Annotated in this window: 16 protein-coding genes and 1 pseudogene; 3 read left to right on the forward strand and 14 right to left on the reverse strand. The window is 63.3% G+C overall.

The window, feature by feature from the left end; translation table 11 throughout:
- Positions 1–7 precede the first annotated feature (7 nt).
- A complete protein-coding gene (ureG, locus tag B2790_RS14685) occupies positions 8–631 on the forward strand; it encodes an urease accessory protein UreG (protein ID WP_010953755.1) in 624 nt (207 codons plus the stop codon).
- Positions 632–751: 120 nt separating this feature from the next.
- On the opposite strand, the gene B2790_RS14690 is transcribed toward ureG, so the two are convergent.
- The 12 genes and pseudogenes from B2790_RS14690 to mcpP form a co-directional block, all read right to left on the reverse strand.
- On the reverse strand, positions 752–1480 hold the full coding sequence (locus B2790_RS14690) for a DUF899 domain-containing protein (RefSeq protein ID WP_286919076.1): 729 nt from the start codon (positions 1478–1480) through the stop codon (positions 752–754).
- 93 nt (positions 1481–1573) lie between these two features.
- Positions 1574–3775: an LTA synthase family protein gene (locus B2790_RS14695; RefSeq protein WP_286919077.1), complete on the reverse strand. Its 2202-nt coding sequence runs from the start codon at positions 3773–3775 to the stop codon at positions 1574–1576.
- 136 nt (positions 3776–3911) lie between these two features.
- Positions 3912–5192, reverse strand: coding sequence for a hypothetical protein (locus tag B2790_RS14700; RefSeq protein ID WP_286919078.1), 1281 nt, complete (start codon positions 5190–5192; stop codon positions 3912–3914).
- Between the two features lie 46 nt (positions 5193–5238).
- Complete coding sequence (locus B2790_RS14705; protein ID WP_085591262.1) at positions 5239–5991, reverse strand: hypothetical protein; 753 nt, start codon at positions 5989–5991, stop codon at positions 5239–5241.
- A 46-nt stretch (positions 5992–6037) separates the two neighbouring features.
- Complete coding sequence (locus B2790_RS14710) at positions 6038–6718, reverse strand: C39 family peptidase (RefSeq protein ID WP_286919079.1); 681 nt, start codon at positions 6716–6718, stop codon at positions 6038–6040.
- 62 nt (positions 6719–6780) lie between these two features.
- A complete protein-coding gene (locus B2790_RS14715) occupies positions 6781–8232 on the reverse strand; it encodes a heme utilization protein (protein WP_075045394.1) in 1452 nt (483 codons plus the stop codon).
- A gap of 48 nt (positions 8233–8280) precedes the next feature.
- Entirely contained in the window at positions 8281–8859 is a 579-nt protein-coding gene (locus tag B2790_RS14720; protein WP_286919080.1) for an adhesin, read from the reverse strand.
- Between the two features lies 1 nt (position 8860).
- Positions 8861–9295, reverse strand: a complete 435-nt coding sequence (locus B2790_RS14725; RefSeq protein WP_286919081.1) for a hypothetical protein — start codon at positions 9293–9295, stop codon at positions 8861–8863.
- A gap of 298 nt (positions 9296–9593) precedes the next feature.
- A complete protein-coding gene (locus B2790_RS14730; RefSeq protein WP_137164173.1) occupies positions 9594–10163 on the reverse strand; it encodes an AAA family ATPase in 570 nt (189 codons plus the stop codon).
- Entirely contained in the window at positions 10160–10726 is a 567-nt protein-coding gene (gene pnuC / locus B2790_RS14735; RefSeq protein WP_025339412.1) for a nicotinamide riboside transporter PnuC, read from the reverse strand. The genes B2790_RS14730 and pnuC overlap by 4 nt, the downstream gene beginning before the upstream one ends.
- 375 nt (positions 10727–11101) lie before the next feature.
- Positions 11102–11836, reverse strand: a complete 735-nt coding sequence (locus B2790_RS25025; RefSeq protein ID WP_410902999.1) for a methyl-accepting chemotaxis protein — start codon at positions 11834–11836, stop codon at positions 11102–11104.
- 138 nt (positions 11837–11974) lie between these two features.
- Positions 11975–12736, reverse strand: a pseudogene (gene mcpP, locus B2790_RS25030) (methyl-accepting chemotaxis protein McpP); the annotation flags it as partial.
- A gap of 298 nt (positions 12737–13034) precedes the next feature.
- On the opposite strand from mcpP, the gene B2790_RS14745 reads away from it, so the two are divergent.
- The gene (locus tag B2790_RS14745) at positions 13035–13865 is read left to right on the forward strand and encodes an undecaprenyl-diphosphate phosphatase (RefSeq protein ID WP_025339410.1); all 831 of its coding nucleotides are present in this window, start codon (positions 13035–13037) and stop codon (positions 13863–13865) included.
- Complete coding sequence (locus tag B2790_RS14750; protein ID WP_025339409.1) at positions 13858–14271, forward strand: DUF1294 domain-containing protein; 414 nt, start codon at positions 13858–13860, stop codon at positions 14269–14271. Before B2790_RS14745 ends, B2790_RS14750 begins: the two co-directional genes overlap by 8 nt.
- A 120-nt stretch (positions 14272–14391) precedes the next feature.
- On the opposite strand, the gene B2790_RS14755 is transcribed toward B2790_RS14750, so the two are convergent.
- Together B2790_RS14755 and B2790_RS14760 are read right to left on the reverse strand one after the other, a co-directional pair.
- A complete protein-coding gene (locus tag B2790_RS14755) occupies positions 14392–14751 on the reverse strand; it encodes an MmcQ/YjbR family DNA-binding protein (RefSeq protein WP_043935581.1) in 360 nt (119 codons plus the stop codon).
- A complete protein-coding gene (locus B2790_RS14760; protein ID WP_013972466.1) occupies positions 14744–15646 on the reverse strand; it encodes a LysR substrate-binding domain-containing protein in 903 nt (300 codons plus the stop codon). The genes B2790_RS14755 and B2790_RS14760 overlap by 8 nt, the downstream gene beginning before the upstream one ends.
- Positions 15647–15755: the final 109 nt, after the last annotated feature.

Here is a 15755-nt window from a genome sequence, read left to right on the forward strand (position 1 = left end):
TGCCTGCATGCAAAGCTATCAACAACCCCTGCGCGTCGGTGTCGGCGGCCCGGTCGGCTCCGGCAAGACGGCGCTGCTCGAAGCCTTGTGCAAGGCCATGCGCGATCACTACCAGATCGCAGTGGTCACCAACGACATTTACACCAAGGAGGACCAGCGCATCCTCACCGAAGCCGGGGCCCTTGAGCCGGAGCGCATCGTCGGTGTGGAAACCGGCGGCTGCCCGCACACGGCGATACGTGAGGACGCCTCGATGAACCTGGCGGCGGTCGAAGCCCTGGCGCGCAAGTTTGGCAACCTCGAGGTGATCTTCGTCGAAAGCGGCGGTGACAACCTGAGTGCCACTTTCAGCCCGGAACTTGCCGACCTGACCATCTACGTGATCGACGTGGCCGAAGGCGAGAAGATCCCGCGCAAGGGTGGGCCGGGGATTACCAAGTCGGACTTCCTGGTGATAAACAAGACCGACCTGGCGCCCTATGTGGGGGCTTCGCTGGAAGTGATGGAGCGCGATACCCAGCGCATGCGCCCGCAGCGGCCATGGACCTTCAGCAACCTGAAGAAAGGCGAGGGGCTGCAGGCGGTGATCGACTTCATCGTCGAGCGCGGGATGCTGGGTGTGCGTGGCTGACATTTCGCGGCCCCAGTGGGAGCGGGCGCGCCCGCGAAACAGGCGACGCGGTGCCTGGCACCGGCTGTGCCGGTGTTCGCGGGCATGCCCGCTCCCACAAGGGATATGTGTTGCCTCACGTTATTTGTGGCAGCAGTTGGGCTTGTCCGGCTGCCCTTCATAACGATCATGGTACTGCACCCAGTCCATGGTCCCGGCCTCGTTGCGCCCCAGTGGCGCAATGTCGAGGAAGTTGTAGGTGTTGACCAGGATGTCCAGCCCGCGGGCATAGGTCGAGTAGGTGTGGTACACGCTGCCATCCGGCTCGCGATAGAACGCACTCAGCCCGGGAAGCTCGCTTTCATCGCCCTCGTATGGCTCATAGTTGTACTGCCGCTGGCCCTCGCTGCCAACGCTGACGCCAAAGTCCTCGTTGAACCCGCTGCCATGTGACGAATACCAGGGGAACTGCCAGCCCATGCGCCGGCGGAAGGCCTGGAACTCGGCATACGGTGCCCGCGACACCGCCACCAGCGACACGTCGTGATGCGCCAGGTGCAGGTTGGCGCCGTCAAAGTGGTCGGCCAGGAACGAGCAGCCGTGGCAGCCTTCGCTCCAGCCCTCGGCGAACATGAAGTGGTAAACCAGCAACTGGCTGCGGCCCGCGAACAGGTCGGCGAGGCTCAGTTCGCCGTCCGGCCCCTGGAAGCGATAGTCGTGCTCCACCTTGACCCAGGGCAGGGCGCGACGGGCTGCGGACAGCGCGTCGCGGTGGTGGGTGAAGGCCTTTTCGTGCAGCCACAGCTGCCGACGGGTCGCCAGCCACTGGCTGCGGGAAACCACCGGGTGCCTGCTTTCGCTCGTGCTCATGGTGCTGTCTCCACATTGGGGGATTCACACACTAGTCGAGCACGGGCGGGTCGAATCGACAGGCCGCGGCGGCCGGGCGATGAGTGGTACTGTTCAGCCCGAATGGGCGATATGCCCTTCGGTCAGTTCATCCGCTGCTTCATCTTCCCCAGGCAGCGCGGTGATCACGCTGAAGTCGCTGACTTCCACCTGGCCACCGCCATAGCCCAGCAAATGGAAGGAAAACGCCTTGCGCGCGGTCGGGTTGTCGAAGCTGAACTCCATCTCCAGCGGCTCGTCGGCGGTGACTTTCACTTCGTCAGGCAAGCCCAGCGGTACGTCCTGCTCCAGCTGCTTGGCCTTGAGCTGGATATAGGCTGCTCGCTTGGGGTCCAGCGAACGTACCTTGACCCGTACGCGGGTATGCGAACCCTCTGGCATTTCCAGGTACTGGGCGCCGATCAGGTTGTCGGCCCAGTCATCTTTGATGCGCTTGCGCAGCCGGATCGGCGATGGGCCACCGAACTGGTAACGCAGGTTGAGTGGTGTCTGCAGCAGGGACTGGTCGAGCACCCCGGCGAGGGCACCGAGCTGCTGGCCGAGCAGGCTGTCGCCGGGGCCAAGGTAACGTGCCTGGTCGGCGATGAAGCCCTCGCTGGCGTAACGCCGGCAGCGCTGCTGGAAGTCGCATTCGGTGAACACACCCTGGCCGTCGTGATAACGCAGCATGCCGTTGGTGTAGGAGATCATCTCGCGACCGCTGTCGTAGTCGCGGTACAGCGAACGACCGCCGAGCGCCATGGGGATGGGCAGGGCAAAGTAGTCGAGCAGGGAGGTGGCCAGGTCGATATGGCCATAGGTACCGCGCTTGATCCGTGGCAACTGCGCCTGCTCCGGCGCCAGGGTGAGGTTGAAGCCCCAGGACGAGGCCAGGCGCACACCGTCGATGCCGTGGGATTCGTCGGAAGTCACCACCACCAGGGTGTCCTTGAGTACGCCCTGGCGTTCGAGGTTGTCGAGGAATGCACCGAGTGCGTCGTCCAGGTAGGCGACTGCCGCCTGTTTCGGCGTGTCGTAGCGCTCCAGGTACTCGGCCGGTGCCGAGTAGGGCTGGTGGGTGCCTACGGTGAGCAGGGTCAGCATCCATGGCTTGTCCTGCTTTTGCAGCCGGCCGACGTAATCCAGCGCACCCTCGAAGAAGGCTCGGTCATCCTTGCCCCAGGGGAAGTCCAGGTAGTTCTTGTTGCGAAACCACTCCTGGCCGTGCACCGCGTCAAAGCCGATGTGCGGCATGATGCGGTCCTTGGCCATGAAGCGCAGGCCGGCGCCCTGCAGGTAGTGGGTGGTGAAGCCGGCCTGGCGCAACTGCGCCGGCAGGCAGGCCTGGTTGCGTTCGTTCTGGGTCAGCAGTTCCATGCCCTTGGGCGTGCCGTTGGCCAGCTTGTCGTAGTCACCGCACAGCATTGCGTACAGGCCACGGATGGTCTGGTGGGTATGCAGCACATAGTCCGGGGTGTTCATGCCGCGCTCGGCCCACTGGCTGAGCTTGGGCATCAGCTCTTCGTCGAAGCGGCTGTGCAGGGCCTGGCGGTTGGGCCGCAGGTAGGCCCCGGGGATGCCTTCAACGGTGATGACCAGCAGGTTGCGGGCGTTGCCTGGCCCGGCGAGCAGGCGCTGGCCATGCAGGTCGGACTGGGTCAGGCCGGTGCTGGTCAGAGGGGTGAAGGTTTGTGTACGGCCCATCCAGCCTTCGACCTGGCGCTGCAGGTTGCCGGCCCCGGCCGACAGCAGCTGGTGGGTAAGGTTGTATTGCCGCCATTGGTCGGCGTCGGAAGGTACCAGTTGCTGGCTGCCCCAATGCGCGCCGAAAAGCAGCAGCGGAATGGTCCAGGCCGTGCGTGGCAGCGGCTGGCTGGGTTGGGTACGGCTGCGCCAGGCGCTGGCCAGCCAGGCCAGCAGGCCGGCGCCCATGGCCCAGGGCAGCCAGGCATGGGCCAGGCCGCCACCGGTCGAGTTTTCCATGAACTGCGGGTCGAGCAGGTACGTCAGGTCGGCGCTGGTGGGCAACCGGCCCACCGCGCTCACCAGTTCGGCCGAAGCCACCCAGAGGGCCGCCCAGGCCAGCAATACGGGGAACGCCAGCCACCACGGCCGACGGTGCAGCAGCAAGACCAGCAAGCTGCCGAGGGCGAGGTCGGACAGGTAACCGAGTGGGTTGGACCAACCCAGCATGGCGCGCGTACCCAGTGGGATCACCAGTACCAGGGTCGCCAGGGCGACAAGCCGGGTACGTGGGTAATCTGACAGGTTCTTCACAAAAACATCCCTTTTGCCATTAAATCGTCATGCAACTGTGCTTGATGATAACAGGCCGTGGCAGGGAAGGCGGTCCGGGACAAGGCTGGTAACCAAAAGCCGGGCCCGTTCGCGAGGGCCCGGCCGCTGGCAAGTATCAGAAGTAGTAGGGGAATTTCAGGCTGAAGGAAAAGTCCGGTGCGTCATCGGTCAGACCAATGGCCAGGTTGGGAACGATGGTCAGGTTGTCGGTGGCGGCGAAGGTCATGCCGATGTTGAAGTTGGCCGCGTTGTAGTCGCTGTTGGAGATCGACTGCCAGTCGCCGCCATCCGGTTTTATCTTGCTCTTGCGGGCGAACTGGTCGGACACCGAGAACGACATGCTCATCTTCTCGTTCAGGGCAAAGGCGATACCGCCGCCGATCTGCCACGAGTCGCCCAGCTTCACATCGCCCGGCACCTTGCTGTTGACCTGTGGACTGATGTCGCTGAACGAGTCTTCCATGTTGTAGGTGTAGGACAGGCTGCCGAACAGCACGGCGGGGTCGAAGGTCTTGACCAGCGAGATGCCCGGCGTGATCGACCAGACGCCGTTGCCGGTCGGCAGGCTTTCCGGTACCGACAGGTTGTCGTTGCCCTCTACCTGGCGCAGTTTGATGCCATAGGGGTCTTTGCCGGTCGGCGCCTTGATGCGCAAGGTAGCGACGGCGTCAGGCCAGGTCTCGTCTTCGTCGAGGAACTTGTAGGCGACACCGACGTTGACGTCGCCGATTTCCGGGTCGCGGGTTACGGTTTCGTCCGAGGTGCTCGCCCCGGCGCCGCCCGCACCGCCGGAAGAGTAGGTAGATTCGCGGTACACCACCGGGACGTTGATATCGAACTGCCAGCGCTGGGCGAGGTTGTAGCGGGCAGTCATGTCAAGGGTCCAGTTATCTGCCTTCACCCGGTCAAGGTTGATACTGCCGAGGAAGATCGAGTCCAGTGCCAGGAAGCCGTTGAGCACCAGCGCCCGGGTATCGTAGTGGGTATAGGTGACACCGGTCTCGAAGCTGAACTTGCCGCCACCGAAGAAGCCGCTGGCCTCGTCGTACAGGTTGGACACGCTTTGCGCAGGCTCCGCGTCGTCGGTCAGTGCCTGGCCATAGGAGCTGCCGGTGGTGCCCGGTGCGCCCGAAGCCACCGTCTGTGCGCCCTTGACCCCTTCGGCCGGGGACCTGACCAGGCGTTTGGGTGGGGGGGCTGCCGGGGTTTCTTCTACCTGGCGCACGCGCTGCTCCAGCACCATCAGCGCTTGCTGCTGGGCTTCGTAGCGTTGTTTCAGTTCCATCAGTTCCTGCTTGAGAGCCTCGACCTGAGGGTCGGCTGCGGCGTAAAGCAATGTGGCCGGGGTCAAGGTGGTCAAACACACAAAAGCTTTGAGCGATAAAGATCGGTGCATGGAATTGCCGTCCCTGCCGACTACTTTTGATGAGACTGAGCGTAGATCAGTATCCAAATGTGCGAAGACCTTTGAGCTGATCGAGGCTACCGTTCAGCGACGCGGCTGTCGGCACGCTTTCGCGCATCACCACATTGAGCGTGGTGACGTTATTGACCCGGTTGCCATTGCCCAGCAGCGTCGAGTTCTGCATCAGGCCACCCTGCGCCAGGCGCTGCACGCTGCTGCCCTGGTTGTTACTGGCACTGATATTGAACTGCACCCCTACGCCGCTGGCGGACACACTCAGCGCCCCTGCGCCGTTTGCGCCTGTCAGTGTCTGGCCGTTGGCCAGTGCCTGGCCCTGTGGCTGCACGGTGGGCGCCTGGTCGGCCTTGGAAACATTGATGGCGACATTGTTGTAGGCGGTATTGTTGTCGCCAGCTGCGCGTACCACCTGGGTAACACCCTCTGTGGTGTTGAGGCCGGCACCGCCTGTAACGGTACCGGTGCCCGGTGCCGTGGCTCCAGCTGACGCTGTGCCAGTGCCGCTTTCGTCGATCAACGACACGTAGAATTGCGGTTTGATGGTCGACTGCTGAATCTGCATCGTGCTCGTCGCACCGATCACGTCCCCTTTGGCATTCTGCCAAGTGCTGGACATGACAATACCGAAACTCACGATCCGCCCCGGCATCACGTAGCGGCCACGCAAGGTCGCCAGCTCATGGTCCTTCAGCTCGATGGGCTTGAAGGTTTCGGCCTGGGTAGGAAGGCTGACGGTCAGGCATGCGATTGCAAGCCAGAATGCATTCTTCATTGGGGTGCTCCCCGGAGCCTCGTGCTCCTTGTCGTTGCAAGCGTCGTTAGAAGAAGTCGCTTTTGATGAACCCGAAGTCCAGCAGTTCTGCATCGCGTACCGGAGTGAAGTTGCTCACCCGGCCCTTGGCGGTCAGGGGCAGGGGCGGGTCAAGCAGCACATTGTTCTTGTCGTAGCCCTGGCCGATCACGGCGAAGATGATGCCGTTCCAGCCCTTGAGAAAGTCGTCGACCTTGTAGCGCTTGTGGCCCAGTACCGGGTCGCCGATATACACCCAGCCCTTGTCGACCTTCTGCATGACCACGAAGTGCTTGTAGCCGCGCACATCCATCAGCACCACGACCGGGATGCGCACGCTGTGCAGGGTCTCGGGCGCCACCCGGTAGCCGCGGGCACGCATCCCCAGGCTTTCCACGTAGCGTTTCATGTCGAGCATCGAGAAGCCTTGCGTTCGCACCAGGGCCTGGTCGGCGTGGGCCAGCATGCCTTCGATGATCTGTTGCTCGTCTACGTCCAGCCAGTAGGCCTGGCGCAGGATGGTGGCCAGCGCGGCGGCGCCGCAGCTGAAGTCGGTCTTCTGTTGCACCAGGTCGGCGAACTTGCGCTCGCGTACGCTCTGGATGGGCTTGAACACAACGGCGCCACCCGGCAGGACGGACAGCGGCATTTGTGCCGCTTCGCTCACGCTGGCCAGGCACAGCAAAAACGCCAGGGCAATGATGCGCATGATCGGATGCCTTCCGGTTCTGTTGAAGAAAGGCCCCCCGAAGGGGGCCTCAAGCACAGCGATCAGAACGAGGTGTTGGAGATGGCCAGCGAGTTGCTCTGCTGGTTGCCCACACCGGCCGCCACGTTCACACCCAGGTTGCCGCTGCCACCGTTCACCGAACCGCTAAGGGTTGCAGTGTTGGTAACAGGGTTGGCCCAGCCGGTCGGGGTCAGCACTTGGAAGGACACGGTATTGCTCAAGTCGTAGGCACTGCTTTCGCTGTAGCTCTTCGACACGTCGTTCGACGATTGAGACGATTTCTCGCCAGACTTTTCAAACGCCGATTCCGATGCATTGGCATAGGACGACTCGTGAGCCTTCTCATACGAGGAGTCGCGAGACTTCTCGTAGCTCGATTGGCGGGCCTTGTCGTACGACGAGTCGAACGCCTTCTCGAACGACGCGTCGTGCGAGCTTTCCCGCGAACGGTCGACATCTACATTGAGCGAGGCATTGAGCGAGGCATCGAAGCTATCGGTGCGGGTGCGCTCGCGACGGCCGTCATCGGTGGTCACGGTACGGGTCGCATCGGCAGCAGCGGCCAGGGTGGCGTTCAGGCTGGAACTGCTGGACGAACTGGCGTTGCTGGCCATGGAACCACTGGCATTCCAGCTATTGGAGCCGCTGGCAGTGGAGCTGCGCGAACCACTGGCGTTCATGCTGCTCGAACCGCTGGAGTTCCAGCCACTGGACCCACTGGAGCTGGCGCTTTGCGAGCCGGCCACGCTGAAGCTCGAGGACGAGCTGCGGTCGTCGGTCGAGTTGAACGTGCCCTCACGCGAGCTGGAGCCGCTCTTGGTGGTGGTGATGGTCAGCGTATCTACCCGGTAGGTGCGGTCGGCGCCGTTGTTCACCGTCAGGCCTGGGCCGTTCTGGTCGGCAGAGGCGGTGGCAGTGGCATTGCCCAGCGGGGCACCGGTGTTGGCGATGGCCATGGTGTTTTTCTGCTGGTTCAGGTCGCCGCCAGCGATGTTGACGCCGACGTTACCCTCTGCACCATCGGCCGAGCCAGTCATGACCGCCGAGTTCTGGGTGGACCAGTTGTCGACACGGTTGTTGTTGCTGAACTGGCGAACGTCAGCGGTGGCTTCGGCGGAGCCGAACACGAAGCTGTTGTCCAGGCTGGATTCGGACGATGCGTTGGCAATGGCCGCAGCGTTGTCCTGTTGGTTGCCGTTACCGGCCGCCACGTTGACACCTACGTTGCCGCTGGCACCCGAAGCCGAGCTGCTCATCTCGGCTTCGTTGATGGTGCCTTGGTTGGTGATGGTATTGCCCGTACTGCTCTGGCTGTCAATGGCATTGGCAGTGGCATACACAGGGATCCTGGTGGGAGGAGGCGTGTGCTGCCCGTTGTTGTGGTGACCATTGTGGTGCCCGCCACGCCGGTCGTTCTGATCAGCTTGTACAGCAACAGCCATGACCGCAGCAATTGCGAAAACCAGAGGCTTGATTGCCATCGAGGGTTTCATGGTGATTCTCCGTACGTTTAGGTTAAGTGTCGTTCTTGACTGGTAGGGTCAATCCGCGACCCGGATGCTCAGGGTGTTGGCCATGCGGTTTCCCACCCCGGCACTCTGGTTCAACTGAATCACTCCACGGCTACCGGTGAAGGCCTGGTCACTGGTGGTGACCTGGCGATGGCCAGTTGAAGTGTCAATCGGACCGGAGTTGTTGAGCAGCGCCACGTTCTGCTGCATGAGGACGCTGTCGTCGATGCTTTGCGGCTGGGCACCGATACTGATGCTCAGTGCGTTCGCTTGCTGGGTGTTGGCGCCGGCGCTCTGGTTGATCCCGAGGGCGCCGCTACCGTTGCTGAAGGCGTCGCCCTGTATGGTCGAGCGTGCGTTCATTGCGGGGTCTGCAGGGGTGTTCAGGCGCTGGCGGATCTGCGTGGTGGCACTGGCCTCGGGCCCAACGGCGAAGGCGCGTGCGTTGGCCTGTTGCTGTTGGTCGCCAGCCGCCTGGTTGACCGACAGGTTGCCCAGGTAACGGCTGCCCGAGCTGTCGATTTCGGCATTGTTGATCACGGGAACCGGGGATTGCGCGAAGGTCGATGTACTGCACAGCGTGATCAGGATCAGCAGCGTGTGCTTCATCTCACTTGCCTCCGGTCAGGATCTGCAGCGGCGCCAGGCCGCGCTGCACGCTCGAATTGACCATGTTCGAGATGCCATTGCCCGAGCCCGTGCCTCGGCCACCGGCCAGGTTGGGCAGTTGGGTCTGGTTGTTTAGGTTGCCGCCCAGGTTGTTGGTCTGCTGGGTAATCAAGGTGCTGATACCCGCACCGCTGGTGATGTTGGCGAAGTCGCCATCACTCAGTTCGTTGGTTTGCTTGAGGATGTGGGCGGAAGGGTTGGTATTGACGGTGGTGGGGTTGGGGTCGGGTCGCAACGGCGGGACAACGGCGTTGCGTGTCTGCACGTCACGGGTTATCACGATGATGCCGTTGTCGGCCTGGGCCGTCAGGCTCAACGAGCCCAGCACAGAGCCCATCAGCAACAGGTGATAGAGGCGTTTGTCAGTTTTCCTCACGACGGCAACTCCTTCAATGAGCGCTGGCCCGGTTCAGCGATGCGAACCAGGCAGCAGAAGGTGTGCCGCTTTTGAGAAGCGTTTTCAGATCAAAAGCTTAAGGTGAGTACCATGACAAGCTGCGGCGTATTCTGTCTCAGGGTTGAAACAGGCAGCGGCGAGCGGTGCAGGCAAAGCCCGTGTTGGCCTTGATTGGAAGGGTTTTTGCAGGAGTGTTTCAGCGCCTTGACACTACCTCCGACGCTCCGCAAAACCCCATGTTTTCAGGGGCTTCGCCCCACAGGGGTGTGTCGGTAGATTAACACTCGGTGGGGCAGGATGGCGCATCGCTACCAATGAGCGTAGCCACTGTTTGCAGTGCCAGCAACTGGCGTTGTGGCCAATTGCCCTCAATTATTTTGTACGCCTGGTCATGCCGTTGCAGCCAGTGCAGGCTGTCATCGAAAAAGCGCTGGCGGTCGCGCAGTTCGGGCTGGCTGCGCTGGCCATCGGCAACCCAATCCACCCCTTGCGGGCTCAGCAGCAGGTGCAGGTGGTAATGCCGTGCCAGCAGCGCCTGCTCCAGCCAGGCCGGGCAGTCGCCGAACAGGGCGTGGCTCCAGAGCATGTTGCTGAGCAGATGAGTGTCGAGAATCAGCAGCGGCGGTGCCTGCTCGCGGGCGTGGTCTTCCCAGGCCAGCTGGCCGCGGGCGATGGCAGGGATGTCGGCATAGCAGGTGTCGCGGCATTCCTGGTCGATGAAGTGGCGCACGTATTCGGCCACCACCACGCCGCCGAAATGCGCCTGGATCACCCCGCTGAGCCAGCTCTTGCCGCTGGATTCCGGGCCGCACAGCACCACTACTTTCATGGATTGTGCCGCGCTCATGGCTGCACCAACGCCGGGTCACGGCGCCATTCCAGCCAGCCGCGCACGGCAATCAGGGTGAGCACGGCGAAGAAGCCTGCGGTGAAGTACAGCTGCTGGTGCAGGTACTGGCCCACGTAGATGATGTCTACCACCACCCACAGCGGCCAGCACTGCAGGCGCTTCTGCGCCATCCACAGTTGTGCCACCAGGCTGAAGCCGGTCAGGGTAGCGTCCAGCCAGGGCAGGGCGGCGTCGGTCCAGGTGGCCATCGCCGCGCCCAGGGCGGCACTCAGCAGCACCCCGCCGGCCAGGCCGGCGAGCAATGCCGGGCGCTGCAGGCGGGTGACCTGGCGGGCGTCTTCAGCATGGCCCGGGCGCTTCCATTGCCACCAGCCGTAGACCTGCAGGATGGCATAGGCCACTTGCAGCAGCATGCCCGAGTACAGCTTCACCTCGTAGAACAGCCAGCCATAGATCAGCACCATGACCAGGCCGATCGGCCAGCACCAGGCGTTCTGCTTGACCGTGAGCCAGACAGCGGTGACGCCGAGGACGGCGGCGATGAGTTCAAGGCCGGACATCGGCGATCCTTGGAGACTGCGGGGGAGGGGCGCGATTGTAGCGGGTCGGCCGGCGAAGGTGTAGGGCGTTGGGGCCTTTGAGGCCACTCCCATAGGACTGCACATAGCTTTGAGTCAGCAGGGATCCTGTGGGAGCGGCTTTAGCCGCGAACACCGGCGCAGCCGGTGCCAAGCACCGCGCTGGATTCTTCGCGGCTAAAGCCGCNNTGTGGGAGCGGCTTTAGCCGCGAACACCGGCGCAGCCGGTGCCATGCACCGCGTTGGATTCTTCGCGGCTAAAGCCGCTCCCACAGGGTACGCGGATTGCTTGCAATTTCAGTTATCTAGGCGACAGCGCAGCCCAAAGGGCTCGGCCATCTCCCACAGGGGCTGGTCTTATACCCGGAACTGCCGCAACAACTGCTCCAGCTCTTCGCTCAGCTGCCCCAGCGCCATCCCGGCATCGCTGGACTGCCTCGCCGCATCGGCGGTCTGCTGGGACAACCCGGCAGTATCCAGCACGTTGCGGTTGATCTCTTCGACCACGTGCGACTGTTGCAAGGTGGCGCTGGCAATGGAAGCATTCAACGCAGTGAGGTTGTTCAGCGACTGGTTGATGGCATCCAGGCTGGCACCGGCCTCGCGGGCCTGCTCGACGGTCTGGCGTGAGGCCTCGCTGCTGGTGTCGATGGCCTTGACCGCAGCGTCCGACTGGCTTTGCAGGTGCTCGATCATGGTATGGATCTCGGCCGTCGACTGCGCCGTGCGCTGGGCCAGCAGGCGCACCTCATCGGCGACCACGGCAAAGCCACGGCCTTGCTCGCCGGCCCGCGCCGCCTCGATGGCTGCGTTCAGCGCCAGCAGGTTGGTCTGTTCGGCGATGGAGCGGATCACGTCCAGCACACCACCGATGCGCGTACTGTGCCCGGCCAGGTCGCGGATCACCTGCACGGCCTGGTCGATGGTCAGCGACAGCCGGTCGATCTGCGCCAGGCTGCCGTGAATGGCTTCCTGGCCGTGTGCTACCTGCTGTTGCGCGGTGCGCATTTCGCCAGCGGCCTGTTCGGCGGTCTTGGCCACGTCCTGCACGGCGTAGGTCACTTCGTTGACCGCAGTGGCCACCTGGTCCATCTGCAGCGATTGCTGGGCGCTGTGCTGTTGCGCGGCACCGGCATTGTCGCCGACATGCCCGGCGGACCGGGCCAGGGCATGGGCCGCCCCTTGCAACTGGCCGACCACCCCTTGCAGCTTGCCGTTGAAGCGGTTGAAGTGTTCGCCCAGGTGGGTGATTTCGTCACGGCCGTGAGTGTCCAGGCGCCGGGTCAGGTCGCTTTCGCCGCTGGCGATGTTGCCCATGGCCTGCACCGCTTCCTGCAACGGGCGGGCGATGCTGCGGGCAATCAGCATGACCACCAGCGCCATCAGCAGGGCAATGGCCACGCCCACCAGCGAGGCGTCGCGCAACTGGCGGGCGAATTCGGCCTGCACGTCGTCGACATACACGCCTGAGCCGATGATCCAGCCCCAGGGCTTGAACAGCTGGATGTAGGACGTCTTGGCCACCGGCTCGCTGGCACCGGGCTTGGGCCAGCGGTAGTTGACCGGCCCGGCGTCCTGCTGCCGGGCCAGGGCGACCATCTCGTTGAACACGGCAAAGCCGTCGGGGTCGCGGATGGCCGACAGGTCCTGGCCGTCGAGCTTGGGGTTGGCCGGATGCATGATCATCTTCGGCCCCAGGTCGTTGATCCAGAAGTAGTCGTTCTGGTCGTAGCGCAGCGCGCGTACCACTTGCAGCGCCTGTTGCTGGGCCGCTTCGCGGCTGAGTGTGCCGGCTGCTTCCAGGCCTTGGTAATAGGCCAGCACACCGGCTGCGGTCTGTACCACGTGGCGGGTCTTTTCCGCTTTGGCCTGGTACAGGTCACCGTGGATCTGGCGCAGCATCAGCAGGCCCAATACCACCAGCATGGCCACCGCCACCAAAAGGATCAGCCACAGACGGCGGCTGATAGACATCGATCTCAGGGTTTTCATACCACAGCTCCCGCATTGTTCTTTTTATTCAGGCGCATCCAAGCATGCTTTGCGCCACGCCCCCACTCGACTAATGGCTAAGTGCTATCCATCCAATAGTCTGCAGCAGTTTGTACAAGGCGATTGCAAAGGCGCTCTGTCAGGATTTCGGCCGCGCAAGATGAAACCTTTAGGCGGCGTGAACTTTTCTACTGGCATTGCGCCCAACAGTCGCTGTAAAACAGCCGGGCCGCGTGCGGCAACTTCAAGCAAATCAAGAACAAGGGGCCTGCACGAGCAGCGCTCCATCGGGGGAACGATGGATTTTTGGACTGCCTTCCAGGCAATCATCTTAGGCGTGGTCGAAGGGCTGACGGAGTTTCTGCCGATCTCCAGTACCGGCCACCAGATCATCGTCGCCGACCTGATCGGGTTTGGTGGCGAACGGGCCATGGCTTTCAACATCATCATTCAGCTGGCGGCGATCCTGGCGGTGGTGTGGGAGTTTCGCGGCAAGATCTTCGACGTGGTCTTCGGCCTGACCAGCCAGCCCACGGCGCGGCGTTTCACCGGTAACCTGTTGCTGGCGTTCCTGCCGGCAGTGGTGCTGGGCGTGCTGTTCGCCGACCTGATTCACGAATACCTGTTCAACCCGATCACCGTGGCGGCTGCGCTGGTGGTGGGCGGGGTGATCATGCTCTGGGCCGAGCGCCGCGAGCACCGTGTGGAGGTGGACCACGTGGACGACATGCGCTGGAGCCACGCGCTGAAGATCGGCTTCATCCAGTGCCTGGCGATGATCCCGGGCACTTCGCGCTCCGGCTCGACCATTATCGGTGGCCTGCTGTTCGGCCTGTCGCGCAAGGCGGCGACCGAGTTCTCGTTCTTCCTGGCGATGCCGACCATGGTCGGTGCGGCGGTGTATTCGGGCTACAAGTACCGCGACCTGTTCCAGCCCGGCGACCTGCCGGTATTTGCCATCGGCTTCGTGACCTCGTTCATCTTTGCCATGATTGCCGTGCGTGGCTTGCTCAAGTTCATTGCCAACCACAGCTACGCGGTGTTCGCCTGGTACCGCATTGCCTTTGGCCTGCTGATCCTGGCGACCTGGCAGTTCGGCTGGGTTGACTGGGCGACGGCTCATGGCTGAGGCAGCGCGGGGGCAAAGGGGGGAGGGCGTACGTAATGTGCGCCTGAAGCTGCTGCTGTTGGGCCTGCTGTGCCTGCTGCCGGGCCTGGGCGCGGCGCGCATGGCCTGGGTCGACCAGGCCTGGTGGCCACTGGCGCTGTACCCGGCAATGAGCCTGATCAGCCTGTTGCTGTATTGGCAGGACAAACAGCAGGCGCGTACCCAGGCCTGGCGTACGCCCGAGAAGGTGCTGCATGCCAGTGAGCTGCTGGGCGGCTGGCCGGGGGCACTGCTGGCACAGCAGCTGTATCGGCACAAGACGCGCAAGGTGTCGTATCAGCTGGTGTTCTGGGGAATTGTGCTGGTGCACCAGGTGTTCTGGGCGGACTGGCTTTTTCTTGGTGGGCGGTATCTGCCTTTCAGTTGATGTTTGACTGTGCTGGCCTCTTCGCGGGCTTGCCCGCTCCCACAGGTATTCCACTGGTCTTGAGGGCAGTGAGAACCCTGTGGGAGCGGGCAAGCCCGCGAAGAGGCCGGCACAGGCTAGCTAGATTACCAACCCCACCTGCAACCGCTTTGGCAACCGCCGCACCACCAGCTGGTGCGAGCGCTGCAACAGATCACACAGCTCCTCACGCCCCATGGGGTAGGGCGATGCCATGCTGATCCACCGCGCCCGCGCCAGGTACGGCGCAGGCCGCACCCCCGGGCGATCGCAATAGCCGAGAAACAGTTCGTCGGCCACCTTGAACGACAACCCCGCACCCGCCAGGTCGAGCACCGCGAACATCTTGTTGCCGGCCACCGAGAACACCCGGATGCCACCCCATTTGTAGTCTTCCCGCGCACCCGGCAGGCTCAGGCAGAACGCTGCCACCTGGGCTTCGCTCATGTTCCGCTCAGACATACTTTTCTCCACAGGCCTCGAACGACGCCGCCAGGTGGTCGATCCATACCCGTACCGCAGGCAGCAAGCCGCGCCGGTGCGGGTACACCGCCTGCAGGTAGCCACCCGGCAGCGACCAGTCCGGCAGCAGGCGCACCAGTTCGCCGCGCGCCAGTTCTTCTTCACAGAACATGCTGGGCAGCGCGGTAAACCCGAGGCCTGCCCGTACAGCAGCATTACGTACTACGAAATCATCGATGGCGAGGCGCGGTTCCAGGGCGATTTCCTGCTGTTTGCCATGGGGGCCGAACAGGCGGAAGTGTACCAGCCGGTCCGCCTCGGCAGCGCCCAGCACCGGCAATGATGCCAGTTGGCCCGGTTCGCGGATGTGGTCGGCGAAACCGGGCGCTGCAACCAGCTGCATCTGCGCCTGGCGCAGGCGGCGGGTGACCAGTGCCGGGTCTTCATCGCCCAGGTCGCGTACGCGCAGGGCCACGTCGATACCTTCGGAAATCAGGTCGACCCGGCGGTTGAGCAGCACCATGTCCAGTTGCACCAGCGGGTACTGCGCGAGAAAGCGGCTGATCACATCCGGCAGAAAGGCGTGGGCCAATGCCACCGGGCAGGACACCCGCAAGCGCCCGCGCGGTTCGCTGCTCATGCTGGCCACGGCCTCGTCGGCGGCTTCGGCTTCCAGCAGCATGGCCTGGCAGTGGTGCAGGTAGCGCTCGCCCACCGCGGTGAGCTTCAGTTGCCTTGTAGTGCGTTGCAGCAGGCGCGTGCCCAGGCGTTCTTCAAGCTCGGCGATACGCCGCGACAGGCGCGACTTGGGGATGCCCAGCTGGCGGCCGGCTGCGGCGAAACCGCCGGCTTCGACCACGCGGGCGAAGTAGAAGAGGTCGTTGAGGTCTTGCATGGGAATGTCTCACTGTTCCACCTGTAGGACAAACTAACGCATTTTTGCTGCCTTATCAGCTATTGTTGATGTCGGTAGGATTCTCCCCATCGTGATCGCCCAACGTCGC

This window comes from Pseudomonas sp. UBA6753, from assembly GCF_002453565.1.
GTDB classification, from domain to species: domain Bacteria; phylum Pseudomonadota; class Gammaproteobacteria; order Pseudomonadales; family Pseudomonadaceae; genus Aquipseudomonas; species Aquipseudomonas putida_Z.